Below are 25,765 nucleotides of genomic sequence, written 5' to 3' on the forward strand. Positions count from 1 at the left end.
TCGCGTTGATGCCTTGATTCAGCACGTACTCGTCGGCCTGATATTCATGGATGCAGCGCATGTCCATCTCCATCATCCAAATCACGGGATTGAACCATTGTATGGCTTCGGCCGCCAACATCAGCATCGTGTCATAGGAATGCCGGTGGAGCACATGGGCTTTCTCATGGGCAAAGATAGCCTCACCCGCCGCGCCCTCCAAATCTTCTTCGGACATGACCACGCAACACATCCAACTGAACGGGGCCACAGGACGGGCATGGCAATAGAGCGTGATGCCGTCCTCACAGCACTCTTTCCACAAACATCCCCGGGGAATAAACCATCGCATGCGGCCGAACTGCCATAGGCGTACCGCTAACGACACGGCCACCCCGACCCAATACATTCCCACCAAGACCATGGGCCATACCGGAACAGGCGTCCCTGCCGTAACCACTACCGTAGGTAGAAAATGGCCGGTGCTGTCAAGTTGCCCGATCAGCGATGCATATACACCATCGGGTACAGCCGTCTGCCAAGAATGCCACCCTTGCCCGAACCACTCCTCCTGCGCCAACGGAAGCAAAAAAGAAGCCACCAAAATGGCAAACAATGCCATGCGGTTCAGACGATGCAACTTCTCCTTACGTAATAACAAGGTATAAGGCAGATAAAGCAACGTCAGGCAAAACGCCGACTTGATGATATAGACTAAAAAAGTTCCCATGGCCGATAAATTAAGAGACTGTTACCTTCTATTTTTGTTTCCCCAGACATTGTGTTTACGAAAATGAATCTTGCCGTTCCACCATGTCGAGCATTTCTTTCAGTTCCTTTTCTGAAATACGCTCCTCCTTGACAAAGAAACGCACCAAAGAGGAAAACGAACCTCCGAACAGGTCATCCTTCACGCCATCGAGCACTTGTCGCGTGTAATCCTTCTTCGTGATCAAAGGATAATAACACAGCGTTTTCGTACCTTTCATCTTTTCAAACCCCACATATCCTTTGTTGAGCAGGATTTTCATGAACGTGGCCACCGTGGTATAAGCCGGTTTCTTCTCACCGTACCCCTCAAGCACATCCGCTATCGTCCCTTTCATGGAAGGCAAACTCCAAAGGATATTCATGATTTGCATCTCCGCTTTCGTCAAAGTTCCTTGCTTCCCCATAATTTCTAAACCTTTAGTTATTGATACGGCAAATGTATATCTAAAGGTTTAGAAAAGCAAATCCGAATCTGTTTTTCTACACATCAGCTTACGTTTTTAACATCCATTTTTAGTAATAAGCCGCTAAGCCTTCCAGAATATGCCGCAAAATCACTACTTTTGCAATAAAAATCAAGATTACGATACCCCATGAGAATAGACATCATTACCGTTTTACCGGAATTGCTCGAAGGCTTCGTGCGTGAAAGCATATTGGGGCGCGCCCAAAAGAAAGGCTTGGTGGAAATCCATTTGCACAACTTGCGCGACTATGCCACGAATAAGTACCGCCGGGTGGACGACTACCCTTTCGGTGGCTTTGCGGGCATGGTGATGCAATGTGAACCTATAGACCGCTGCATCTCGGCCTTGAAAGCGGAACGCGACTACGACGAAGTGATTTTCACCACACCGGATGGCGAACAGTTCAACCAACCGATGGCCAACACGCTCTCCCTTTGCGAAAACCTCATCATCCTGTGCGGACATTATAAAGGAATAGACTACCGCATCCGCGAACACCTCATCACAAAAGAAGTCAGCATAGGAGATTATGTGCTGACGGGCGGAGAACTGGCTGCCGCAGTCATGACGGATGCCATCGTACGTATAGTACCCGGCGTTATCGGCGACGAACAAAGCGCCCTCTCCGATTCGTTCCAAGACAACCTGTTGGCAGCTCCTGTATATACCCGTCCTGCCGATTATAAAGGTTGGACCGTACCGGAAATCTTGCTTTCCGGGCACGAAGCCAAGATTAAGGAATGGGAACTGCAACAATCTTTCGAACGCACAAAGGCTCTGCGTCCCGATTTGCTGAAAAAGAAAGACTGACCGTCTGTTTTTCATTCAGCCCTGTCAAAAAGGAACCGGAAATATTGCCGGATTCACCGCCAAATCGTATCTTTGCCATTAAGTATTTAAATAAATAATGTAATGGGAGAACAAAAACACAACTTGTACATCATTGCAGGTTGTAACGGAGCCGGAAAAACGACTGCCAGCTTTACCGTACTTCCGGAAATGTTGGATTGCCGTGAATTCGTCAACGCCGATGAAATCGCAGCGGGACTGTCTCCGTTCAATCCCGAAGGCGTAGCCATCCAGGCGGGACGCTTGATGATAGAACGCATCATCCACCTGCTGAAAGAAGGCGAAACCTTTGCTTTTGAAACGACATTGGCCACGCGGTCTTACGTGAAACTTATCAAACAGGCACAGAAAAGAGGCTATTTCGTCACGTTGCTCTTCTTCTCGCTGAGCAGCCCGGAACAGGCCGTAAAACGGGTGGCCAAACGCGTAAGCGAAGGTGGGCACAACATCCCGCTTGACGTGATTTACCGCCGTTACGACAACGGCCTGAGCAACCTGTTCAACCTCTATATGCCCGTATGCGACTATTGGGCATTGTATGACAACAGCACCTGTCCGGCCAACAAAATAGCCTACGGATGCAAAAACGAGAGTATAACTATTATTGAACCAGCCGTATATGAAAAATTCAAAGACCAATACACCGAAGAAAACGATAATGAGCGAGGATGAGGTTTATGAAATGCAGCGCAAAATCGACGAAGGCATATACCTGGCTCAGAAACGCCTCGTAGAGCGTGCAAAACATAACCACACCACTTTGGTTATCGCCCGTGAAGGACAAGTTGTCGAAGTAAAGGCCGAGGAACTTTATCCTATCCGCAAGAATTACCGTCCCCAAATCAGGTAACGGAATCCATTCATCCGGCCCCCCTTTGCCAGACGAATGGAAAATAGAAAAAGCCGACCCAAAAGTGATTTTGAGGCCGGCTTTATACATATAGACTTGAAAAATTTACTTGTTGAACATTATCTTCCCATATGGAACAGTATACGTTTTACTCTCCAAAAGTCTTTTTTAGAGTATATAATACCAACATTGGATTTCCTGATTGCCTTAAACTATCATTCATTACAGGGTGATTTACCTTAACTCCCTTATATAAACGATCGTCACTATAACTCTCCGGATCATATTCCGAGATATATTTCCAACTTATTAGTTGATTTCCTGTCTTCATAGTCGATCTTCCGCAATCAATTTTTAGTACGGAATTGATATAATGATTCTCATAAGGCATATTAATATAATATAGCATCCTACTATATATAAAAGAAAGGCACGTGTCATTGCCTATCACACAATTTACAGTAGGCCTTACATACTTCATTCGTTCTTGTACATTCAAATCTCCATAATACCTTTTATGCAAAATTTGCTCTGTTTCCTTCTTTAATGGATAATCTAAAGATACAACCGGGACAAATTCAAAATCCTTAATTTCATACAAGGCATCCGACTGTTCCGTATGGAAGTACAGATTGTCATCATCCCTAATAAAAACAGGTTCTGTACCCGCAACATTATACATATCGCTTTCAGCTTGAAATATTTTTCTTGCCTTACCTTGTTCCAAGGTAATATAATCCACTGTTGCATTATTAGCCGAATACAATAAAAAACCTGCATCATACCAACATATTCTCCAATAATAGTCGGATAGTTTTATTTCTTGTTTGAACTTTAGGTCCTTATCTAATATTATAATTTTAGGTGGACCACATAATACACAAATACCTCCCGTTTTTGGGGACACGTCAAAATCTGTGATTTCTGCATATTCCCCTTTTCCATTTCCGGTCTTATCGTATAGAGAAACAGGTTGACCTACCGAGTCAAAAGCAACAATCGCTGCTTTCTGCTTATTATCCAAAATATACCATTTACCGTCGTACTTACGTATAGCATTGATTTCCCCCAATAAAAATGAATCTTTTTCATGAAGAGGAATAAAATCAACTTGCTCTATAAAAGAGCAAGTTGATATAGTATTATTTACTTCCGACAAATCACGTATATTAGCTTCTTCTTTTCTATCACCGCAAGAGTTACACAAGACTAAAATAGAAAGAGAGAACAATGTATGCTTCATCATAAGCCAAGGTCTTTTAAGAAATCATTACAGGTAATATCATTCCCGCATCTAACCCCATTCTGCCACCAACTTTTTTGCTGCAGCTAGGACTTAGGCTACAAATACAAAACATACTCTTTCGTCACAACCTCATATCTATAGCTGTCACTAAATTTTCCAAGCCAATGCCGCAGCACCTACCACAGCCGCTTGTGCATCATCCATTTGGGAAATCAACATCTTGGCCTTTCCTTTGAAAATGTTCTGCACATTGGCATCGTATGCCTCTTTTATAGGGTCCATAATCAGATTACCGGCTTTTGTCAGCCCACCGAAAAACACGTATGCCTCCGGGCTACAGAAGGCGGTAAAATTGGCACAAGAGCGTCCCAACAATTCACCGGTAAACTTATATACATCGCGTGCAAGTTGGTCGCCGTGCTCGGCTGCGATGGATACATCTTTCGACGTAATCTCCTCCAACGGGATTTTACGCAACTCCGTGTCGTCCGTACGCTTGGCGAGAAACTCACGAGCCGTCCGAGCCACGCCCGTGGCCGAACAATAAGTCTCCAAACACCCTTTACGACCGCAACCGCATAAGCGGGCTTCCGGAGTGGTATCCACGATCACATGCCCCAACTCTCCGGCAAACCCGTCGCAACCGTAGACCAACTCACCGTTGACCACAATACCGCTGCCCACGCCGGTACCCAAGGTAATCATGATGAAGTTCTTCATCCCTTGAGCTACCCCGTAAGTCATCTCGCCGATAGCCGCAGCATTGGCATCGTTTGTCAATACCACGGGAATCCCCAACCGGTCACTGAATTTCTTCGCAAACGGGACGATTCCTTTCCACGGCAAGTTGGGCGCCAGTTCGATATTACCGGTGTAATAGTTACCATTAGGCGCACCGATTCCCATCCCCTTGATGTTCTGGATACCGCCCACCTGTTCTATCATCGGAGCCAAAGCCGCACAAGCACTGTCCATATAAACATCCAAATCGTTCTGTCCTTTCGTCCGGATAGACGTTGAAGTCACCACGCTTCCTTCCGCATTCACAATGCCGAAAACCGAATTAGTTCCCCCTAAATCAAGCCCTATTACATAAGGTTTATTTTCCATAGCCATATAAAATACATAAAAGTTAATTATAACAGTTTTCAAAGTTAAGAAAAACAGATGTAACCGCGAAAAGAAAAAAACTCTTTTTCACGAAAAATAAAAAAAGAACGGACTTTTCTTTATAGTCTCATGAAAAAATGCCAATTTTGCACCTATTATGTGGTTTGAACCGGTTAGTACATTAGATTTAATCATAAAGGGATTGCTCATCGGCGTGGTGGCATCCGCTCCCATGGGACCTGTCGGAGTGCTTTGCATCCAACGTACACTGAACAAGGGGCGTTGGTATGGTTTCGTCACAGGAATCGGAGCAGCTTTCAGCGACATCATATATGCTTTGATAACGGGATTCGGAATGAGTTTCGTGGTAGACTTCATTGAAAACAAAGACAACATGTTCTACCTGCAGATGGCGGGCAGCATCATGCTCTTCTTTTTCGGATGGTACACTTACCGTTGCAATCCGGCGAAATCCATCCGCCCGACTTCTCCCCGTAAAGGCACGCTTATACACAATATGGTGACCGGTTTTCTGGTCACGTTTTCCAACCCACTCATCATCTTTCTGTTCGTGGCGTTGTTCGCCCGTTTCACCTTTGTCGTCCCTGACCACGTGGTACAGCAATCCTTAGGTTACTTGTCCGTGTTCGTCGGAGCCATGATATGGTGGTTCGTCTTGACTTATTTCATAGACAAAGTGCGCAGCCGTTTCGATGTCAAAGGCATCTATTTGCTGAACAGGCTCATAGGAGTGGTTGTCATTGTGGCCTCTATCGTGGGGCTTGCCGTCACGCTGACCGGTTTATCGTTATAAATATATGTATATAGCCCAACAACTGAAAGAAAAAAACATTGCCGAATACCTGCTTTATATGTGGCAGGTGGAAGATATTCTCCGTGCCCACCACTTGGATCCGGATGAACTCAAACAGAACTATCTGGCACAGTTCAGAGCCACGGAGGAAACGGAAAAAGAAATGGAAGAATGGTACAGCCATCTCATCCGCATGATGAAGGAAGAAGGCATACAGGAGGGTGGCCACCTGCAAATCAACCGGAACATCATCCTGTGGCTCACCGATTTGCACAACCAACTTTTGCAATCTTCCAAGTTCCCGTTCTATACGTCTGCTTATTACAAGGCACTCCCTTACATTATGGAACTTCGCAATAAGGGCGACAAAAAGGACATACCGGAATTGGAAAACTGTTTCGATGCCCTCTACGGCGTGATGTTGCTCCGCCTGCAACACAAACCGATAAGCGACGAGACCGCCAAGGCCGTGGCCGACATCACCAAACTTTTGGCCATGCTGTCCGACTATTATAAACAAGATAAAGCAGGCGAATTGAAATTTGAATGAACAAAAGGAAACAAATGATATGAAAAATATTTTAGTAACAGGTTGCAATGGCCAATTGGGCAATGAAATGCAGCTTTTGGCTACCGGGTATCCGGAGTTCAATTATTTTTTCACAGACGTGAAAGAGTTGGACATCACCGACGAAAATGCCGTAAAGTCATTCGTCAAGACGAACGGCATTGACTGCGTCGTGAATTGTGCGGCTTATACGGCTGTGGACAAAGCCGAAGCAGACGAAGCTTTCTGTAACATACTGAACCACATTGCTCCGGGATATTTGGCTAAAGCAGTACATGAACAAGGCGGCTACATGATACAGGTTTCTACGGACTACGTGTTCGACGGAACTACACACATCCCCTACCGCGAGGAAGAACCGACATGCCCGGCTACGGTATACGGCCGCACCAAGCTGGCAGGAGAAGAAGCCGTCATGCAGAACTGCCCTGAATCGGTCATCATCCGCACGGCATGGCTCTACTCCACTTTCGGCAACAACTTCGTCAAGACCATGTTGCGGTTAGGCCGGGAAAAAGAGACTCTCGGGGTCATCTTCGACCAAATCGGCACGCCGACTTACGCACGCGACCTGGCGGTGGCCATCTTTGCCGTACTGACACAAGATTTCGTTCCCGGAATTTACCATTTCAGCAACGAGGGAGCTATCTCATGGTACGACTTTACCAAAGCCATCCACCGCATAGCCGGCATCACCACCTGCAAGGTGCGCCCGCTCCATACGGAAGAATATCCCGCACCGGCGGCACGGCCCCACTATTCCGTACTCGACAAAACCAAAATCAAAGAGACTTACCACATCGACATTCCCTATTGGGAAGACTCGCTGGCCGAGTGTATACAGAAATTAGAACAGAATTAAACCGACGCATCGAGACGTATGAATGAAATAGAAAGAAGAAGGACTTTTGCTATTATTTCCCATCCGGACGCCGGAAAGACCACACTCACCGAAAAATTATTGCTCTTCGGCGGGCAAATCCAAGTGGCCGGAGCAGTCAAGAACAACAAAATCAAGAAAACAGCCACTAGCGACTGGATGGAAATCGAAAAACAACGCGGTATCTCGGTCACGACCTCTGTCATGGAGTTCGATTACGGGGATTATAAGGTGAACATCTTGGACACCCCGGGACACCAAGACTTTGCAGAAGATACATTCCGAACGCTGACAGCGGTAGACAGCGCCATCATTGTCGTAGACAGTGCAAAAGGCGTGGAGGCGCAGACCCGGAAACTGATGACGGTATGCCGTATGCGCAAAACGCCGGTCATCATCTTCATCAACAAGATGGACCGTGAGGGAAAAGACCCCTTCGACCTCTTGGACGAGTTGGAACAGGAATTACAGATTAAAGTACGCCCGCTCTCATGGCCCATCAACCAAGGACAGCGCTTCAAAGGAGTGTACAACATCTACGAGCAACGCCTCGACCTGTTCACGCCCGACAAGCAAAAGGTAACGGAAAAGGTGGAAGTGGACATCCACAGCGATGCACTCGAAAACCACGTAGGCGATGCCGATGCAGAAAAGTTACGCATGGACCTGGAACTGGTAGACGGGGTTTATCCGTCATTCGATGTAAACACTTACCTGAATGGCGAAGTGGCACCTGTTTTTTTCGGGTCGGCCTTGAATAACTTCGGTGTGAAAGAGTTGTTGGACTGCTTCGTAAAGATAGCTCCCAGCCCACACCCCATACAGGCGGAAGAACGCATGGTGCGCCCGGAAGAGCCGAAGTTCAGCGGCTTCATCTTCAAAATCACAGCCAACATCGACCCGAACCACCGTTCGTGTATCGCCTTCTGCAAGGTATGTTCCGGCAAGTTCGTGCGCAACGCGCCTTACCTGCATGTACGCCAAAACAAGACGCTGCGCTTTTCTTCGCCCACACAGTTCATGGCTCAAAAGAAGAGCACCATCGACGAGGCTTGGCCCGGCGACATCGTGGGACTGCCGGACAACGGCATATTCAAGATCGGCGACACGCTGACCGAAGGAGAGATGATACATTTCCGCGGACTGCCAAGTTTCTCTCCCGAAATGTTCAAATACATCGAGAATGCCGACCCCATGAAGACCAAGCAACTGAACAAGGGTATCGAACAGTTGATGGACGAGGGCGTGGCACAGCTCTTCGTCAACCAGTTCAACGGACGGAAAATCATCGGTACGGTAGGACAGTTGCAGTTTGAAGTAATACAATACCGCCTGGAGAACGAGTACAATGCCCAATGCCGTTGGGAACCCGTCAGCCTGTACAAGGCGTGTTGGATAGAAAGCGATGACGAAGCACAGCTGGAAGCCTTCAAAAAGCGCAAGTACCAGTTCATGGCCAAGGACCGCGAAGGCCGCGACGTTTTTTTGGCCGACAGCAACTACGTTCTCCAGATGGCACAGAGCGACTTTGAGCACATCAAATTCCATTTCACTAGCGAATTTTAAAGTTTAAACCAAACCAACGGACATGAATAGAGAAGAAGACATCAGACAGGCAGTAGAAGTCATGCGCCGGGGTGGCGTCATCCTCTACCCTACGGACACGATATGGGGCATCGGTTGCGATGCCACCAACGAAGAGGCGGTACGCCGTGTGTACGACATCAAGAAGCGCGACGACAGCAAGGCACTCATTTGCTTGGTAGACTCCGACCATCGGTTGCAGCGTTACGTAAGCGACGTGCCCAACGTGGCTTGGGACTTGATAGAATATGCCACCCGTCCGCTCACCATCATTTTCGACAAGGCCAAGAACTTGGCCCCCAACCTGTTGGCCGAAGACGGCAGCGTGGGAATACGCGTCACCCGTGAAGAATTCAGCCGAGAGTTGTGTTACCGTTTCCAGAAAGCCGTCGTGTCCACCTCAGCCAACGTGAGCGGCGAGCCTTCGCCGGCTTGTTTCGATGACATCAGCGACGAGATAAAAAACGCGGTAGACTACATTGTGCAAAGCCGCAGGAAAGAAAAGACAAAAGCAGCTCCCAGTAGCATCATCAAATTGCGTCCGGACGGCGAAGTGACCATCATCAGGAAATAAGCGGAAGGAGCTATGAACGCGGTAAAAAGGAATTTCACATTTTTCGAACGCCTGTTCATCTGGCGGCGGATGAATTTCAGCGAACAGAAATTCATCCTGATAATTAGTTTGGTGGTCGGTGTACTGACCGCTTTCGCCGGACTCTTCCTGAAATGGCTCATCCATCAGATACAATACCTCCTGACCTACCGTTTCGATGCCACTGGTTCCAACGCCCTTTACCTGGTGTATCCCGTCATCGGCATTTTCCTGACGGGACTGTTCGTCCGCTATGTCGTAAAGGACGACATCAGCCATGGTGTCACCAAGATTCTCTTCGCCATCGCACGCAAACAAAGTAAAATCAAGGTCCACAACACCTGGTCAAGCGTCATAGCCAGTGCCATTACCATCGGGTTCGGAGGTTCCGTAGGGGCAGAAGCCCCCATCGTGCTCACCGGTTCGGCCATCGGCTCCAATCTCGGACGCCTGTTCCGCATCAACAGCAAGACCCTGATGCTTTTGGTGGGTTGCGGAGCGGCAGGTGCCGTGGCAGGCATCTTCAAAGCCCCGATTGCCGGGCTTGTATTCACCCTCGAAGTCCTCATGATAGACCTCACGATGGGAGCTTTGCTGCCTTTGCTGATTTCATGCGTGACGGCGGCCGGAGTGACATTCGCCGTATCGGGTACGAACACTATCTTTGAGTTCCATCTGCAAAACGGATTCGCCGTAGACAAAATACCGGCCTACATCCTTTTGGGCATCTTCTGCGGATTGGTATCGCTCTATTTCACCCGCACGATGAACTCGCTGGAAGACATCTTCCGCAAATATTCCAACCCTTACGTCAAGCTCCTCATCGGCGGAGCCACGCTGAGCATCCTTATTTACCTTTTCCCTTCGTTGTACGGAGAAGGCTACGACCTTATCAACCTGCTGCTGAACGGGAACGGCGCGAAAGACTGGGACACGGCGATGGACAGTTCGCTGTTCTACGGACACGGCAACCTGTTGTTGCTTTACCTGGCGTTGGTACTTATCTTCAAAGTCTTCGCCTCCACGGCCACCAACGGTGGCGGAGGTTGTGGCGGTATTTTCGCCCCCAGCCTGTTTTTGGGTTGTATCTCTGGCTTTATTTTCGCCCGCCTTTGGAACTTCTACCGTTGTCTGGGCATTTACTTGCCCGAACGGAATTTTGCCATGATCGGCATGGCGGGACTGATGAGCGGTGTCATGCACGCCCCACTGACAGGCATATTCCTTATCGCGGAACTCACCGGAGGCTATCAGCTATTCATGCCCCTGATGATCGTATCCGTCTGTGCCTACCTGACCATCATTTCTTTCGAGCCCCACAGCATCTATTCCATGCGTTTGGCCAAGAAAGGCCAGTTGCTCACGCACCATAAAGACCGCGCCATACTCACGCTGATGAGTCTCGACTCGGTTATCGAGAAATACGACGAATACCTGTATCCGGACATGGATTTGAGCGAATTGGTAAAAACCATCTCGGCTTCGCGCCGCGACGTGTTCCCGGTGGTGGACCGCCAGCACCGTCTGGTGGGTATCATTTATCTGGACGATGTCCGCCCCATCATGTTCCGGCAGGAATTGTACCACCGTTTCCAAATCGGCCAACTGATGAAAGAGCCGGTGGCTCGCCTGAACATTGACGACTCCATGGACGTAGTGCTGCTCACGTTAGACAAGACTCAGGCTTGGACGCTCCCGGTAGTAGACACGGAAGGCACGTTCATGGGCTTCATCCGCAAGTCGCACGTGCTGACCCTTTACCGTAAGACCCTGGCCGACTTATCCGACGACTAAAAACTAAAGACATGAAAAAGAAAGAAGATTTGAGAATTGTATATATGGGCACACCGGAGTTCGCGGTGGAGAGCCTGAAATGCTTGGTAGAAGGAGGTTACAACGTGGTCGGTGTCGTCACCATGCCGGACAAACCGATGGGCCGCCACCAGGACGTACTGCAAGCCAGCCCCGTGAAACAGTACGCTGTGGAACACGGCCTGCGTATCTTGCAACCGGTCAAGCTGAAAGACGAAACCTTTGTGGAAGAACTCCGCTCCCTACGTGCCGACCTACAAATCGTGGTAGCTTTCCGCATGTTGCCCGAAGTAGTGTGGAACATGCCTCCCATGGGTACATTCAACCTGCATGCGTCGTTGTTGCCGCAATACCGTGGGGCCGCCCCCATCAACTGGGCCGTCATCAACGGCGAAACGGAAACGGGCATCACCACGTTCTTCCTCAAACATGAAATCGACACCGGCGAGGTCATCCAACAAGTGCGCATCCCGATTGCGGACACCGACAATGTGGGCGTGGTGCACGACAAACTGATGGAACTCGGCGGCCGGTTGGTAGTGGAGACGGTAGACCACATCTTGGCCGATGCCGTCCGCCCCATACCGCAAGAAACGATGGCAGTGGAAGGCCCGTTGCACCCGGCACCGAAAATCTTCAAGGAGACGTGCCGGATGGATTGGCAGGGCAAGACGCTCAAGCAACTGTATGATTTCGTACGCGGCTTGTCGCCCTACCCTGCCGCGTGGAGCGAGATGAAGGACGAAGCCACAGGCAAGGTTTATACCCTTAAAATATACGAAACGGAGAAAGAGCCGTGTGCGTGCCACGAACCGGCGGGCAAAGTGGTCAGCGACGGAAAGACCTACCTGAAAGTGGCCGTAGACGGAGGTTACCTCCGCCTGAAGGAAATCCAACTGACGGGCAAGAAAAGGATGCGCACAGAAGACTTCCTGCGGGGTTTCCGTATGCCGGAAAATCTCCTCATGCTATAGAATCCGTAAAGGAAATTCAACGCCCGAATCGTTCGCCGCAGAACGGAAAATCAATCTCAGGAGATTGAAAAATCGTTCGCCTGAGATTGAAAAATCGTTTGGCGCAGAAAAAAACAACGCCTTGCATAGATTGACACATTTCCTGCAAGGCGTTTTTATTCCACTGTATTACAATGATTTACCAAATTAAAACCCACAAGTTTCCCACGACTCGTTTTTGTAAATCATTCGGCATGTCATCTATCGCCGTAGATGACCGGCACGGGCTATCAGGCATTTGTCTTCCGATAACTCCACACGGCTACTCCGGCAAACACCGACATGAAACACAGCATCTTGCCGAACTGCGGCCACAAGTCGGTCAGCCCGCATCCCTTCAGGAAAATCATACGCATGACCTGAATAAAATAGGTCAACGGATTGAAAGCCGCTATCCACTGCGCCCAGTCCGGCATGCTGCGCACGGGGGTGAACAAGCCACTCATCAGGATGAATACCATCAGGAAGAAAAACATGACGAACATGGCCTGCTGCATCGTGGCAGAATAATTGGAAATAACCAACCCGAAACCCGACATCGTAAGAATGTAAATGCACGAGAAGAAATATATCAGCCACAAACTGCCTGACGGCACAATGCCGTAGAGCACGGCGGACAACACCAAGCCGATAGACAGGACCACCAGCCCCACAATCCAGTAAGGCACCAATTTAGCCAGGATGAACACGAACTTGTTGAGCGGCGTGACGTTCAACTGTTCAATCGTGCCCACCTCTTTTTCGCTCACGATATTCAATGCAGGAAGAAAGCCGCAAAGCAACGTCAGCATCATGATGAGCAAAGCCGGTACCATGAACACTTTATAATTCAGATGCGGATTATACAAGTTAAGTACGGACAAACGGGTCATACCCGTGCCTCCCAATTCCTGATTCACGAAATCGTTTACCACCGTAGAAAGGTAAGAACTGCCCAGTCCACCTTTGGTTCCGTTGATGGCATTGGCCGAAATCTGAAGTTCCACGGGGCGCCCCGTGCCTAAAAATTTGGCAAAGTCACGCGGAATCTCCAGAATAACATCCGCCTCTCCGCGCTCCACGCTCTCCAATGCACGGCCGTAATCCGGCGCGTTCTCCACCAATTTGAAATAATCCGTGGAAGCCACTTTCTCCACCAGACGGCGCGACAAGGCAGAATGGTCCAAGTCTACCACAGCTAGGTTGTTGTACTTGATTTCAAGATTGGCTGCCCACGGCATCAGAATCATCATCATGCAGGGAAACACCAAAATGAGCCGGGGGATGATGGGATTCCTCCGCATTTGCTTGAACTCCTTTTCTATTAAATATTTCAGTACCATAAGTTTTCCTCTTTTACGTCCGTATTATTCTAGCCTTTCCTTGAATTTCTTCAAGCTCAGCCCGATGAGCAAAGCCGCCATGCCGGACAGTATCAACGCCTCATGCCATACGGCGGCCATGCCCAAGCCTTCTATCATCACCTTCTTCACGGCCTGTATGTACCACCTTGCCGGAATGATATTGGAAATCCACTGCAGGACAGCCGGCATGCTCTCTATGGGAAAAATCATGCCTGAAAGCAACATGACAGGCATCATCAGTCCCATACCCGACACGATCATGGCCGCCACTTGGTTTTGTACCACACATGAAATGAGCAATCCCAACGACAGAGCCACCGCAATCAGAAGGAGGCTCAGGAAAGACAGCGTCCAGAGGCTGCCCTCCACCGGCACATGCAGCACGTAGACCGACAGCAGCAATATCGTGGCCAGATTGACGCAAGAAAGTACCAAGTAGGGTACGGCCTTGGCCAGAATGATAAAAATAGGCCGGATGGGCGACACCAACAGGACTTCCATCGTACCGGTCTCTTTCTCTCGTACAATGGAAATGGAAGTCATCATCGCGCAAATCAGCATCAGTATCAGCCCCATCACGCCGGGTACGAAATTATAGGCACTCTTCATCTGAGGATTGAACAAGAGGTGCGTCTGCACCTCCAATCCGGCTTGCTGTCCTTCCTGCAGGGCTTGCCCAATGATGCCCTGCACATAACCGGACATCATATTCCCCGTATTCGGATCCGTAGCATCCACCACCAGTTGTATACCGGATTCACCCGTACGCAAGTTTTCATCAAAGTCAGGCGTGAAAGCCACCACGATGTCCGCTTCGTCATGCCGGAACACGGACTCTATCTCAGAAGCCGATGATAAATATCTTACGACTGAGAAATAACGGTTTTCATCTATCCGCTCCGTAATACGCGTTGTGACGGCATCTTTCGACGGGTCGAGCACAGCCACACGACTGTGGTTGATTTCCGTAGTAATGGCAAAACCGAACAAAATGATTTGCAACACCGGCATGCCCAACAATATCAGCATCGTCCGCCTGTCGCGGAAAATGTGGAAAAACTCTATCTTGATAAAAGCCCAAAACTGTTTCATCTTCATTGAATAATTTACTCACGCTCGGCAGACACCGAACAAGTTCGGTCTGCACTCTCTTACCCGCAAATTTCTGCATTACGTGTGGCCTCACGGGCCAAACGGTGAAACACTCCATCCATGTCTTTTTCTCCGAAAGTACGTTTCAAGCCTTCGGGCGTATCCAATGCCCGTATCTTTCCGTCCACCATGATGGACACTCGACCGCAAAATTCGGCCTCGTCCATATAGTGCGTTGTGACGAAGATGGTGATACCCTGATCGGCTGCCTGATAAATCAATTCCCAGAACTGGCGCCGTGTCCTTGGGTCTACCCCTCCGGTCGGTTCGTCGAGAAACACGATGTCCGGACGATGGAAAGTAGCCACAGAAAAAGCCAACTTTTGTTTCCATCCCAAGGGCAACGACTTGACCATCGTGTTCCGCTCTGCTTCCAGTCCCAACGTATGCAGCACTTCGTCCGTGCGACGGGCTATCACCTCGTCCGAGAGTCCATAAATACCGGCAAACAGGCGAATGTTTTCCCACACCTTCAGGTCGTCGTACAACGAGAACTTCTGGCTCATGTAACCGATATGTTTCTTGATTTCTTCCTGTTGGGTGTTGATGTCGAAACCGGCCACGCGCCCCGTGCCCGACGTGGGATAAGACAAGCCGCACAGCATGCGCATGGCTGTGGTCTTGCCTGCCCCGTTCGCCCCGAGGAAACCGAAGATTTCGCCTTTCCCCACACGGAAGGAGATGTGGTCTACAGCCGTGAACGTCCCGAACCGTTTCACCAAATCGTGCACCTCGATGGCACATTCCGACTGGGCTCCGGCCGGTTCGCGTTGCAAGCCCGGCGGACACAGGATACCGGCAAACCGTTCCAACATGACGGTGGGGGTATCTATCCCCTTGACCGCACCGCCGTAGAGGAATGCCATACGGTCGCAACTCCGTATCTCGTCGAGATAAGGTGTAGAGACGATGATGGTGATGCCTTCCCGCTTCAGCCGCCGCAACATTTCCCAAAATTCCTTGCGCGAGACAGGGTCTACCCCTGTGGTCGGCTCATCCAATAACAAAACCACCGGTTTATGAATCAACGCACAGCTCAAAGCCAGTTTCTGTTTCATTCCGCCGGAGAGTTTCCCTGCGCGGCGGGTCTTGAACGGCTCGATCTGCTTGTATATGTCTTCCACCAGATGGTAATTCTCACGTACAGACGTACCGAACAACGTGGCAAAAAAGTCCAGGTTCTCCTCCACCGTCAGGTCGGGATACAGGGAAAACCGGCCCGGCATATAACCGACGCAAGCACGCAACTTGCGGTAGTCCCCCACAACGTCCTGCCCGTCCACCGTAATCCGCCCGCTCTCCGGACACAGCAAAGTGGCCAACATGCGGAACAGCGTGCTTTTCCCGGCTCCGTCCGGTCCTATCAGTCCGAAGATTTCTCCGGGTCTGACCTCGAAAGAAACGTCGTCCAAAGCCCGTACGCTGCCGTAATGTTTGGACACGCCCTCTACCTTCACAATGGATTCCATGACACCTTAGTTGAATTTGACTTCGCCATACATGCCCAACTTCAGAAAGCCGTCGTTTTCCACGGCTATTTTCACGGCGTACACCAGATTCGCCCGTTCGTCACGCGTCTGTATGGTTTTAGGCGTAAATTCGGCCTGTCCGGATATCCACGTGATTTTTCCCTTGTATTCCTTACGGTCTTCCGCTCCATAATCAGCGTAGACTTTCACCGCCTGCCCCAATTTTACCGCAGAGAGTTGGTCGCCACCCACATACGCCCGCAAAAAGACATGCTTCATGTCCGCCACTTTAAACAAGGGTTTGCCTTGAGCCGTCACTTCGCCCCGTTCCGCATACTTCGTCAGCACCGTACCGGAAATAGGACTGACGATACGGCATTTCTCCAGTTGGTCTTCTGTCTGCCGTATCTGTATCTCTGCGGCATCCCCTTCTTCCGTCACGCCTTGGTTGCCGAGATTCAAAGTAGACAGCTGGGCTTCCAACTGCTTTTTCAGCACGGCCAGTTGCGACTCCACGTCGTCCACCTGCTTTTGCGTACCGGCATTCTGCGCCAACAGGTTCAGGCTGCGCTTTCTTTCCAGTTCGGCCTTTGCAATCTGTTCCCGAGTGGCAGCTACCTGCTTGGCCACATCCGCCCTACGGCTACCGATGGAACGCATTTGGGCTTCCAGTTGGCACTTTTTCAGGTGAAGTTGCACGGAATCCACATATCCCACCTGTTGCCCCAACTCCAACACATCGCCTTCTTCCAGATTCAATGCCATGATTTTGCCGTTGGCTTCGGAAGACACGATGACTTCCGTGGATTCGAAGATTCCTGTGGCGTCGAAATCCGTGTCTGCCCCGCTGCACGCCGCAAACAATCCCAACAAGGCCGCGCCGCAAATGTCCCGGGCTCCCCGTTTGAATCCATACTCCGTCTTTCCTACGGCGACCGGACTGTCCAACCCGCCCCGCCATAACTTATTCCAAATGTCCATATTCATTCTACTTTTAATGATTCATCGTATATTTGATATCATATAAGGCTTGCAAGCGTTGTATCTCATGCAGGGCCTTGGCCTGCTTGGCCTGATCTTCGGCCGTCACTTCACGCAACATTTCCGTCACGGTGAGCGTGCCGTTCGCGACCTTGGCTTCGGCCGACTTCCGGATGTTGGTGCGTAACCTTATCAACTCGTCGTCATTCTTCATCAAGGTATCTATCTTCTCCACCGTACGCCAATGCTGCGCCGCCTCCATCCGGTTGTTCAAGCGGAATACAGCCTCCTGCACGTCGATGTCATCGCGACTTGCAGCCAACAGCCTTTTGTCGTTCTTCCGCGTGTACAAGTCGCTGATATTCCAACTCAACCGTAGTCCGGCAATGTAATAAGGTTCAAACCCTCCTTTCAGCATGTTCAGCCCGGGGTCGCCGTAGGCTCCTTGGGCGAATACTCCCAACTTGGGCATATAACGGGCTGTCAAACCTTTCTCCTGTACGGACAACTGCCGCCTTTGCGATTCATAAAGCGACAATTCCGGCCTGCGGTTTTCCTCCAACGGCTCCACAGTGACAGACGGCTTGACCAACCGTTCCGCATCAATCCCTTTCCGGCCGGTCAGCAATCCCAACACCTCGGCATACGCTTTACGATTGACACGTAGCTCACTCTCTGTCTGTCGGGCATTCAGTTGCTCTACAGCTACGGCATCCAGGTCGGCCTGATTGGCCACTCCTTGCTGTATACAAGCCTGTACCTGCTTGTAATTACGTACCAACTGAGCTTGCAACAAAGTATTTTGTACCAACTGTGCATCTATGAGCAACATGCCGAAGAATAATTGGTTCACCCGGTCGTCCAAGGCATAAAGGTTTACTTCTAGCTGTCCCTTCTGCACCTCGGATTTGGCCCGGGCCTCCTCTTTACGGTTACGTACGACTCCCCCGTCCCAAATCGTCTGGTTCAGCTCCAATACCAGTTGATACTGGTCCTTGTCCAAACCGAACTCTACCCCCGGAATACTAAAGGGCATCTTCGTCACGTCCGACTGATATGAAGCCTTTCCCGAAAAGCTCAGTTGGGGAAAATAACTTTTCGTGGCATTCTCCACGGTGAAATCCTTTGTACGCTCAATCAAATCGAACTGCCGTACCAAAGGATAGTTCTCCCGCGCTGCACGATAACACGCCTCCAACGTCAACTGGGCACTCAGCGTCCCCTGCAAGGCACACATTCCCATGGCCCATACCCAAAAACGTTTCATAGTCTTTATCATTTTCTTAACCTGCTTAATATCATCTCCACGTTCTCTTCCCGGCGACGCGCCACGAACAAGCGCACGTCCTCTTCGCTCATGCCGAATGCCTCGCGAGCTACCGGCAGACCTACAAACGACATGATATTCAACGAAACTATGGAAAACAACAAATCTGCCGTCCCCATAGCCCGTATCTCCCCACGCTTCAAAGCACGCTCCATTTCGTAAGATAATTTCTGCCGTGTCTCAGCGACAGCCTCCAACAGGATAGGCAAATACATACGGCGACGCTCCTCGTTCAGGTGGATTTCATTCAGTAGAAAAAGTGGAAGCCTCGGGTTGGCTGCAATGAAATCGAAATGCGTCCCAATCAAGTCTTCCAACTGCCTTAAAAAAGGCTTTCCGTCCTCAAATGTGGCACACAAGGAACGCGACATGACCTGCACCTTCTCCTGGAATATCCGTTCAAACAGTTTCTCTTTCGTCCGGTAGTAATAATGTAGCATGGCATGCGTCACGCCTGCGGCCTGCGCAATATCGGTTGTTTTGGCCAACGCAAAGCCTTTGTCGAGAAACTCCTTTTCAGCAGCCTGCAAAATGGCCTGTTCTGTATTGTCTTCCTTCTTCATAATAACATTTATGTTTAACATTATTGTTAATTACTGGGCAAAGATAGAGATTTGCATGAAGAGTGCAATAAAAATTCCGGAAGAAAGCTTATCGTTTAACTAATATTACCACCTGTTAAACCTACGCAAACAAGAGTGGCCACGAACTTCCCCTGAGAAAAAGTCCGTGGCCGCCAACAACCATGAAAACAAAAAAATATCGCTCTTAATACGAACGGGCAATCAGTACACGGCATTTGGCCGGTTTCCCGCTCACCATATCCACACCCGGAGTCTGCTCGAACTCAAACGGCACGCAACGGATAGTGGCTTGCGTGTCTTCTTTGATTTTTGCCTCCGTTTCGGCCGTGCCGTCCCAATGGCAAAGGAAGAAACCGCCTTCTTTTACGCGCTCCTTGAATTCTTCGTAATTGTCACATTCATAAATATGAGCATCACGATAGGATTTTGCCTTGGCGTAGATGTTATCTTGTATTTCGTCTAACAAAGTCTTTACATAGTCCTCTATGCCGTCGCACGTACGGGTTTCCTTTTCCAACGTGTCGCGCCGCATGACCTCTACCGTATTGTTCTCCAAATCGCGCCCTCCCATGACCAAACGCACCGGCACACCTTTCAGCTCATAATCGGCAAACTTGAAGCCGGGACGCTTGTTGTCGGCATTGTCATACTTCACGGAAATGCCCAATGCACGAAGACGGGCAACGATGCCTTCCACTTTTTCGTCGATGGCTTTCAGCTGTTCCGCATTCTTATATATAGGAACAATGACCACTTGAATGGGAGCCAACTTCGGCGGCAATACCAAACCGTTGTCATCGGAATGCGTCATGATGAGCGCACCCATCAAACGGGTGGACACTCCCCAGGAAGTAGCCCAGGCATATTCCAACTTATTGTCTTTATTGATAAACTGCACATTAAATGCCTTTCCGAAGTTCTGTCCCAAAAAATGCGACGTACCGCTCTGCAAAGCTTTCCCGTCCTGCATCATGGCTTCGATGGTATAAGTGTCCAAAGCGCCGGCAAAACGTTCCGTCTCGCTCTTCACGCCCTGCACGACGGGCACGGCCATGTATTGCTCGGCAAAATCGGCATATACTTTCAACATCTGCTTGGCACGTTCCTCAGCTTCTTCACGCGTGGCATGTGCCGTATGTCCTTCTTGCCATAAGAACTCGGCCGTGCGGAGGAAAAGCCGGGTACGCATTTCCCAACGCATCACATTGCACCATTGGTTGCAAAGGATGGGCAGGTCGCGGTAGCTCTGAATCCAATTTTTATAAGTATTCCAAATGATAGTCTCGGAAGTAGGACGGATTATCAGTTCCTCCTCGAGCTTGGCCGCCGGGTCTACCACCACGCCGGTCTTGTCCTCGTTGGTCTTCAAGCGATAGTGCGTCACCACGGCACATTCCTTGGCAAATCCCTCTACATGTTCGGCCTCTTTACTCAGAAACGATTTAGGAATCAGCAGCGGGAAATAAGCGTTTTGCACACCGGTCTCCTTGAATTTATCATCCAATACCCGCTGCATCTTCTCCCAAATGGCATAACCATAAGGCTTTATCACCATACATCCTCTTACGTCCGACTGTTCGGCCAAATCGGCTTTCACCACCAATTCGTTATACCATGAAGAATAATTCTCACTTCTTTTGGTCAAATCTTTAAGTTCCTTAGCCATAATCAATATCTATAAACAGTTTGCAAAATTAGCAAAAAGTTTCCTTTTCATGCGGCTATTCGGTAGAAAATATCTAATTTTGCTCATGATTTAAAAATTCAAAAAGTTATAACTATGAAAGGATTGAAGTTTTGCGCACTCGTACTGAGTGCAGGTATGCTTTTAAGCAGTTGTGGAGGAAACATGAACAATACCGGCAAGGGGTCACTGATCGGTGCCGGCGGTGGTGCTGCCTTGGGTACATTGATTGGAACCTTGGCATCCAGCAATAAAGGCAAAGGAGCCGGAATCGGTGCTGCTGTGGGCGTAGCCGTGGGTGCAGGTGTAGGTGCGTTAATCGGAAAGAAAATGGATAAAGCCAAAGCTGCGGCGCAACAAGTGGAAAACGCGCAAGTGGAAAGCGTAACAGATGCCAACGGCTTGCAAGCAGTGAAAGTAACGTTCGACTCTGGTATCCTGTTCAACACCAGCAGTTCGGCTTTAAGCAGCAATGCTACCGCTTCATTGGCCAAATTTGCCAGCACGGTATTGAATGTAAACAAGGACATGGACGTGGCGATTAAAGGGTATACCGACAATCAGGGATGGAAAAACAGCACGGCAGCCCAAAGCGTGCAAAAAAATATGGACCTGTCATTGCAACGGGCTAATTCCGTTTCCAATTACCTGAAACAATGCGGAGTCTCGTCTACACAGATAACTTCGGTGGAAGGTTTGGGAGAAGCTGACCCCGTAGCCGACAACAGTACGGCTGCCGGACGCGAGCAGAACCGCCGTGTGGAAGTTTATTTGTACGCCAGTGAAAAAATGATTCAGGAAGCCCAAGCTCAGGCAGGCAACTAATCGGAAAGATGAAAAAAATTCAGAAACTGATTCAATGGATTGTACTCTCGTTCTTCGGGAGTACAATCTTTTTTGTTATCCTCTACCGTTTTGTCCCTGTACCTGTTACCCCGCTCATGTTCATCCGCTGTGCACAACAGGTCGGACGGGGCGAAAAAATCAGATTGAAACACCATTGGGTTCCTTTGGATGAAATGTCCAAATACTTACCCGTAGCCGTCATGGCTTCCGAAGACCAACGGTTTCTTCAGCACCACGGTTTTGATGTAATAGAAATCCAAAATGCCGTGGAAGAACGTATAGCCGGGAAACGCAGACGCGGGGGTAGCACCATCAGTCAGCAAACTGCCAAAAACGTGTTTTTATGGCCGACTTCCTCTTGGGTCAGAAAAGGACTGGAAGCATACTTCACGGCTTTAATCGAATTATGTTGGAGCAAACAACGGATTATGGAAGTCTACCTGAACTCCATCGAAATGGGCGACGGCATATATGGCGCCGAAGCCGTGGCACAACAACATTTCGGGCGTCCTGCCGAGAAACTTACGCGTGCCAACTGTGCATTGATAGCCGCCACATTACCCAATCCGCTTAAATACAGTTCCAAAGACCCGTCACGGTACATGCTGAAACGGCAGACGGCCATCATGCGGCAAATGAAACACATCGACCTGTTCAAATGACACGTACCACCCGCACTCCTAATTGGGAGGGGTGTTTCTTCATGTACTCGCTCAATGTCATGGATTCCAACACCACTTTCTTATGGATACTGGAAGCATTGAGCAAGTGAAGGCTTCCCTTCTGCCACACGGCCAATCCCAAATGCGATGTGTCCAACCCTTTCTTTCGGGTCACGATAGCTAAAATATCTCCATCGTGAATCGCCCCCAACACGCCTTTCCCCTTGTCCAACAGCGACAAAGGCACGTACCTCACTGAAACACCTTCCAACTTTTGTTCATTTTTGCGGATACGGCTTATCTCGCTTGCCTTTCCTTTCAACATCGGATACGCACCTGGATGCGTACTCATATAATCCAAACGCAGACGTTGTACGGCAATGAAAGGCCGATAACCCTCGCTTTTTTCTCCTTTTATTTCCTTCACGATGCCCTGCCTTTCATTACTCGCTATCCATTCGCTAAAATAATGGTTACGGGAAGAATATCCGTTCAACTGCCCTCCGCTATAACGTATTTTTTCCAGATTCCGGCAAAAAGAAACAAATGTGGGATGCTCTTCTCTTACGGCCAGAGTCAAAGCCACCACATTCTCGACCAACGTCGTACAGTCCAACTGACGTAAATTGACAACCAACTCTTCGGCCGGATTTACTTCGAGAGTAGAAGCCACGTAAGGCACCCCGATGAATTGCTCCGCAAAAAACAAAGTCAGGTTTGTTCCTCTCGTTTGTTTTTTTCCGGCATCAAGGAGTTGCACCACTTTCAACGAATCTTCTTTCGTATAAGTCAGTGCCGACAGGCTTAATGGACACATCATCGCCCCTCCGACGAACAGTCCTAACATTCGATGTGACATCATATCATTTTAAAAGGTTGCAGACAAAGTTAAGATAAAAACCTGATAAGGCATCCGAAAAAAAGCGTAATTTTGCAGTATGAAAAAGATAACCGTACTCTTAAGCCTGCTATGTTGTGTATCGGCAACAACTGCACAACGGCATGAAATCCTGGACCGTCAACTGCACACCCTGCAAGTCGTCGTAAATGACGACCCGTTGCAGCCTCCCATCATGAACTTGGGGGGGGGTAATCATCTGGAAATCGGTTTCGACGAGTTCTCACACGAATACCACCGCTATATATATAAGGTGGAACATTGCAATGCAGACTGGTCCCCATCGACAGAAATCTTTGAATCCGACTACATGAACGGGTTCAACGGGGAACCGATAGAAGACTACGAGAAAAGCTTCAATACGACCGTGCTTTACACCCATTACTCACTACGGATTCCGAACGAAAACATTTCGCTCAAGTTGTCCGGTAACTATAAACTCACGGTCTACAACGACGAGGGCGACGAACCTGTCCCCGTCCTTACGGCCTGTTTCAGTCTGGTGGAACCGGGCGTAGGAATAGGAGCTACCGTCAGTACCAATACGGACATAGACTTCAACAAATCCCACCAACAAGTGGATTTCTCCGTCAACTACGGGTTGGTAAAAGTCATCGACCCACATCGTGAACTGAAAACCGTAGTGATGCAAAACCGCCGGTGGGATAACTGTGTGGTCAATCCCAAGCCCAACATCCAGGCTGCCAATAAGATTGAATTCACGCACAACCGCCAACTGATTTTCCCGGCAGGCAACGAATACCACAAATTCGAGATTCTGGACGTACATGTCCCTACACTGAACGTAGACCGGATGGAATGGTTCGACCCGTATTACCACGCCACGCTCTATCCCAATCAAACCGCCCGGAATTATCTGTATGACGAAGACCAAAACGGTGCCTTTATCATCCGCAACAGCGACGACGAAGACGTGGCCACCACTTGCGACTATGTATTCACGCATTTCACCTTGAAAAGTCCTCAACTGCCCGGCGGAGAAGTCTACCTGAACGGAGAATGGACTTACAACCGCTTCATCCCCGAATACCGCATGACATACAACCGGGAAACACAGGCCTACGAAGCCACCGCCCTCCTGAAACAAGGATATTATAATTATAATTATCTCTTCGTGCCGGACGGCGACACCCAAGGAAACAGCGGACGGACGGACGGGAACTTTTATGAGACGGAAAACGAATACATCATCTTGGTATACCATCGCCCTAACGGAGGGCGTTACGACAAACTGGTCGGTTACCGCCGCATGAATTTCAAGATTAACGGAAAATAAAACAGAAACCTATGAAAATAACTGTATTAGACGGCTACGGCTTAAACCCCGGCGACCTTTCCTGGGAGCCTATCGCACAATTAGGAGAACTGACAGTGTTTCCACGGACTTCGGCCGAAGAATTTTATGCACACGCCGAAGGAGCAGATATCTTGCTAACGAACAAGACCCTCATCACAGCTGAACACATCGACCGTTTGCCGGATCTGAAATATATCGGCATATTGGCTACGGGCTACAACGTGGTAGATACCGAAGCTGCCCGCAAACACGGGATTCCCGTCTGCAACATCCCGGCATACAGTACCCGTTCGGTAGCCCAAATGGTCTTCGCCCTCCTACTGGCCATTACCAACCGCGTGGAACATTATGCCGAAGAAAACCGTAAGGGACGTTGGAGCCGCAATACGGACTTTTGCTATTGGGACACGCCTCTCATGGAACTGTCCGGTAAGAAAATGGGTATCGTGGGACTCGGGCATACCGGCATGGCTACCGCACGCATAGCCTTGGCTTTCGGCATGGAAGTATATGCCTGTACCTCCAAAAGCCCTCTTCAGTTGGGTACCGACATTCGGAAGTCCACAATGGAAGAGCTGTTCTCCGCATGCGATGTCATCAGCCTGAACTGTCCGCTCACCCCGGAGACCCACCATTTGGTGAACCCGCACACCTTGGCGCTCATGACACCGGGAGCCATCCTTATCAATACCGGACGCGGCCCGTTAGTGGATGAAGAGGCGGTAGCAGAAGCCCTTAGAAACAACACCCTTGCCGCATACGGTACAGACGTGACAAGCACCGAACCGCCATCGGCAGACCATCCCCTGCTTTCAGCCCCTAATGCCTATCTTACCCCGCATATCGCTTGGGCCACACGGGAAGCCCGCCTGCGGCTCATGGGCATTTGTGAAGAAAACATCCGTGCATTCCTACAAGGTAAACCGCAAAATGTCGTAAATCCATGACAGAATATATCCTGCATCT

General features: G+C 49.5%; 26 protein-coding genes. 14 read left to right on the plus strand and 12 right to left on the minus strand.

The annotated features are described in order from the left end of the window. Both AC5RDV_RS11575 and AC5RDV_RS11580 read right to left on the minus strand, forming a co-directional pair. The coding region (locus AC5RDV_RS11575) for a M56 family metallopeptidase (RefSeq protein WP_494222159.1) at positions 1 to 709 on the minus strand (709 nt) is incomplete at its 3' end. Between the two features lie 55 nt (positions 710 to 764). Next, positions 765 to 1,154 (minus strand): BlaI/MecI/CopY family transcriptional regulator, encoded by a 390-nt coding sequence (locus tag AC5RDV_RS11580; protein ID WP_008625327.1) that lies wholly within the window; start codon positions 1,152 to 1,154, stop codon positions 765 to 767. A gap of 189 nt (positions 1,155 to 1,343) precedes the next feature. On the opposite strand from AC5RDV_RS11580, the gene trmD reads away from it, so the two are divergent. The 3 genes from trmD to AC5RDV_RS11595 all read left to right on the plus strand — a co-directional run bounded on the left by trmD (position 1,344) and on the right by AC5RDV_RS11595 (position 2,916). After that, positions 1,344 to 2,027, plus strand: coding sequence for a tRNA (guanosine(37)-N1)-methyltransferase TrmD (trmD, locus tag AC5RDV_RS11585; protein WP_008625328.1), 684 nt, complete (start codon positions 1,344 to 1,346; stop codon positions 2,025 to 2,027). A 102-nt stretch (positions 2,028 to 2,129) separates the two neighbouring features. Then, entirely contained in the window at positions 2,130 to 2,738 is a 609-nt protein-coding gene (locus tag AC5RDV_RS11590; protein ID WP_008625337.1) for an ATPase, read from the plus strand. Further along, entirely contained in the window at positions 2,725 to 2,916 is a 192-nt protein-coding gene (locus tag AC5RDV_RS11595; protein ID WP_008625338.1) for a DUF8506 family protein, read from the plus strand. The genes AC5RDV_RS11590 and AC5RDV_RS11595 overlap by 14 nt, the downstream gene beginning before the upstream one ends. Before the next feature lie 148 nt (positions 2,917 to 3,064). Here AC5RDV_RS11595 and AC5RDV_RS11600 read toward each other — a convergent pair whose 3' ends face one another. Together AC5RDV_RS11600 and AC5RDV_RS11605 are read right to left on the minus strand one after the other, a co-directional pair. Then, positions 3,065 to 4,162: a DUF4934 domain-containing protein gene (locus AC5RDV_RS11600; protein ID WP_282747289.1), complete on the minus strand. Its 1,098-nt coding sequence runs from the start codon at positions 4,160 to 4,162 to the stop codon at positions 3,065 to 3,067. Positions 4,163 to 4,309: 147 nt separating this feature from the next. After that, complete coding sequence (locus tag AC5RDV_RS11605; RefSeq protein WP_130892941.1) at positions 4,310 to 5,278, minus strand: ROK family protein; 969 nt, start codon at positions 5,276 to 5,278, stop codon at positions 4,310 to 4,312. Positions 5,279 to 5,429: 151 nt separating this feature from the next. On the opposite strand from AC5RDV_RS11605, the gene AC5RDV_RS11610 reads away from it, so the two are divergent. From AC5RDV_RS11610 to fmt, 7 genes are read left to right on the plus strand one after another with little or no spacing between them, the layout of a single operon-like run. Next, a complete protein-coding gene (locus AC5RDV_RS11610; RefSeq protein ID WP_008625341.1) occupies positions 5,430 to 6,086 on the plus strand; it encodes a LysE family translocator in 657 nt (218 codons plus the stop codon). Between the two features lie 4 nt (positions 6,087 to 6,090). Further along, positions 6,091 to 6,636, plus strand: coding sequence for a DUF4924 family protein (locus AC5RDV_RS11615; RefSeq protein WP_282747284.1), 546 nt, complete (start codon positions 6,091 to 6,093; stop codon positions 6,634 to 6,636). A 19-nt stretch (positions 6,637 to 6,655) separates the two neighbouring features. Continuing rightward, positions 6,656 to 7,516: a dTDP-4-dehydrorhamnose reductase gene (gene rfbD, locus AC5RDV_RS11620; RefSeq protein WP_282747282.1), complete on the plus strand. Its 861-nt coding sequence runs from the start codon at positions 6,656 to 6,658 to the stop codon at positions 7,514 to 7,516. 18 nt (positions 7,517 to 7,534) lie between these two features. After that, on the plus strand, positions 7,535 to 9,100 hold the full coding sequence (locus AC5RDV_RS11625) for a peptide chain release factor 3 (RefSeq protein WP_008625348.1): 1,566 nt from the start codon (positions 7,535 to 7,537) through the stop codon (positions 9,098 to 9,100). Between the two features lie 22 nt (positions 9,101 to 9,122). Continuing rightward, positions 9,123 to 9,692: an L-threonylcarbamoyladenylate synthase gene (locus tag AC5RDV_RS11630; RefSeq protein ID WP_008625350.1), complete on the plus strand. Its 570-nt coding sequence runs from the start codon at positions 9,123 to 9,125 to the stop codon at positions 9,690 to 9,692. Positions 9,693 to 9,704: 12 nt separating this feature from the next. Further along, entirely contained in the window at positions 9,705 to 11,504 is a 1,800-nt protein-coding gene (locus tag AC5RDV_RS11635) for a chloride channel protein (RefSeq protein WP_130892943.1), read from the plus strand. Positions 11,505 to 11,515: 11 nt separating this feature from the next. Further along, on the plus strand, positions 11,516 to 12,496 hold the full coding sequence (fmt, locus tag AC5RDV_RS11640; RefSeq protein ID WP_008625353.1) for a methionyl-tRNA formyltransferase: 981 nt from the start codon (positions 11,516 to 11,518) through the stop codon (positions 12,494 to 12,496). A 269-nt stretch (positions 12,497 to 12,765) separates the two neighbouring features. Here fmt and AC5RDV_RS11645 read toward each other — a convergent pair whose 3' ends face one another. The 7 genes from AC5RDV_RS11645 to proS all read right to left on the minus strand — a co-directional run bounded on the left by AC5RDV_RS11645 (position 12,766) and on the right by proS (position 21,057). Further along, the gene (locus tag AC5RDV_RS11645) at positions 12,766 to 13,857 is read right to left on the minus strand and encodes an ABC transporter permease (RefSeq protein WP_282747277.1); all 1,092 of its coding nucleotides are present in this window, start codon (positions 13,855 to 13,857) and stop codon (positions 12,766 to 12,768) included. Between the two features lie 24 nt (positions 13,858 to 13,881). Then, on the minus strand, positions 13,882 to 14,970 hold the full coding sequence (locus AC5RDV_RS11650; protein ID WP_040602572.1) for an ABC transporter permease: 1,089 nt from the start codon (positions 14,968 to 14,970) through the stop codon (positions 13,882 to 13,884). A gap of 59 nt (positions 14,971 to 15,029) precedes the next feature. After that, positions 15,030 to 16,499: an ATP-binding cassette domain-containing protein gene (locus tag AC5RDV_RS11655; RefSeq protein ID WP_008625360.1), complete on the minus strand. Its 1,470-nt coding sequence runs from the start codon at positions 16,497 to 16,499 to the stop codon at positions 15,030 to 15,032. Positions 16,500 to 16,505: 6 nt separating this feature from the next. Then, on the minus strand, positions 16,506 to 17,486 hold the full coding sequence (locus AC5RDV_RS11660; RefSeq protein WP_008625362.1) for an HlyD family secretion protein: 981 nt from the start codon (positions 17,484 to 17,486) through the stop codon (positions 16,506 to 16,508). A 7-nt stretch (positions 17,487 to 17,493) separates the two neighbouring features. Further along, entirely contained in the window at positions 17,494 to 18,747 is a 1,254-nt protein-coding gene (locus AC5RDV_RS11665) for a TolC family protein (protein ID WP_040602573.1), read from the minus strand. A gap of 8 nt (positions 18,748 to 18,755) precedes the next feature. Continuing rightward, entirely contained in the window at positions 18,756 to 19,370 is a 615-nt protein-coding gene (locus tag AC5RDV_RS11670; protein ID WP_040602564.1) for a TetR/AcrR family transcriptional regulator, read from the minus strand. A gap of 205 nt (positions 19,371 to 19,575) precedes the next feature. Further along, positions 19,576 to 21,057 (minus strand): proline--tRNA ligase, encoded by a 1,482-nt coding sequence (proS, locus tag AC5RDV_RS11675; RefSeq protein ID WP_008625368.1) that lies wholly within the window; start codon positions 21,055 to 21,057, stop codon positions 19,576 to 19,578. A gap of 114 nt (positions 21,058 to 21,171) precedes the next feature. On the opposite strand from proS, the gene AC5RDV_RS11680 reads away from it, so the two are divergent. Together AC5RDV_RS11680 and mtgA are read left to right on the plus strand one after the other, a co-directional pair. Further along, positions 21,172 to 21,900 (plus strand): OmpA family protein, encoded by a 729-nt coding sequence (locus AC5RDV_RS11680; RefSeq protein WP_008625369.1) that lies wholly within the window; start codon positions 21,172 to 21,174, stop codon positions 21,898 to 21,900. An 8-nt stretch (positions 21,901 to 21,908) separates the two neighbouring features. Then, positions 21,909 to 22,583, plus strand: a complete 675-nt coding sequence (gene mtgA, locus AC5RDV_RS11685; protein WP_008625370.1) for a monofunctional biosynthetic peptidoglycan transglycosylase — start codon at positions 21,909 to 21,911, stop codon at positions 22,581 to 22,583. Here the strand turns inward: mtgA and AC5RDV_RS11690 are convergent. Beyond that, complete coding sequence (locus AC5RDV_RS11690) at positions 22,576 to 23,445, minus strand: N-acetylmuramoyl-L-alanine amidase-like domain-containing protein (RefSeq protein ID WP_415958336.1); 870 nt, start codon at positions 23,443 to 23,445, stop codon at positions 22,576 to 22,578. The two genes, mtgA and AC5RDV_RS11690, sit on opposite strands and share 8 nt — an antisense overlap. 76 nt (positions 23,446 to 23,521) lie before the next feature. On the opposite strand from AC5RDV_RS11690, the gene AC5RDV_RS11695 reads away from it, so the two are divergent. Beyond that, complete coding sequence (locus tag AC5RDV_RS11695; RefSeq protein WP_130892950.1) at positions 23,522 to 24,778, plus strand: type IX secretion system plug protein; 1,257 nt, start codon at positions 23,522 to 23,524, stop codon at positions 24,776 to 24,778. Between the two features lie 11 nt (positions 24,779 to 24,789). Further along, positions 24,790 to 25,746, plus strand: coding sequence for a D-2-hydroxyacid dehydrogenase (locus AC5RDV_RS11700; protein ID WP_282747272.1), 957 nt, complete (start codon positions 24,790 to 24,792; stop codon positions 25,744 to 25,746). The last annotated feature ends 19 nt before the right edge of the window (positions 25,747 to 25,765 follow it).

The organism is Paraprevotella sp. (assembly GCF_986071375.1).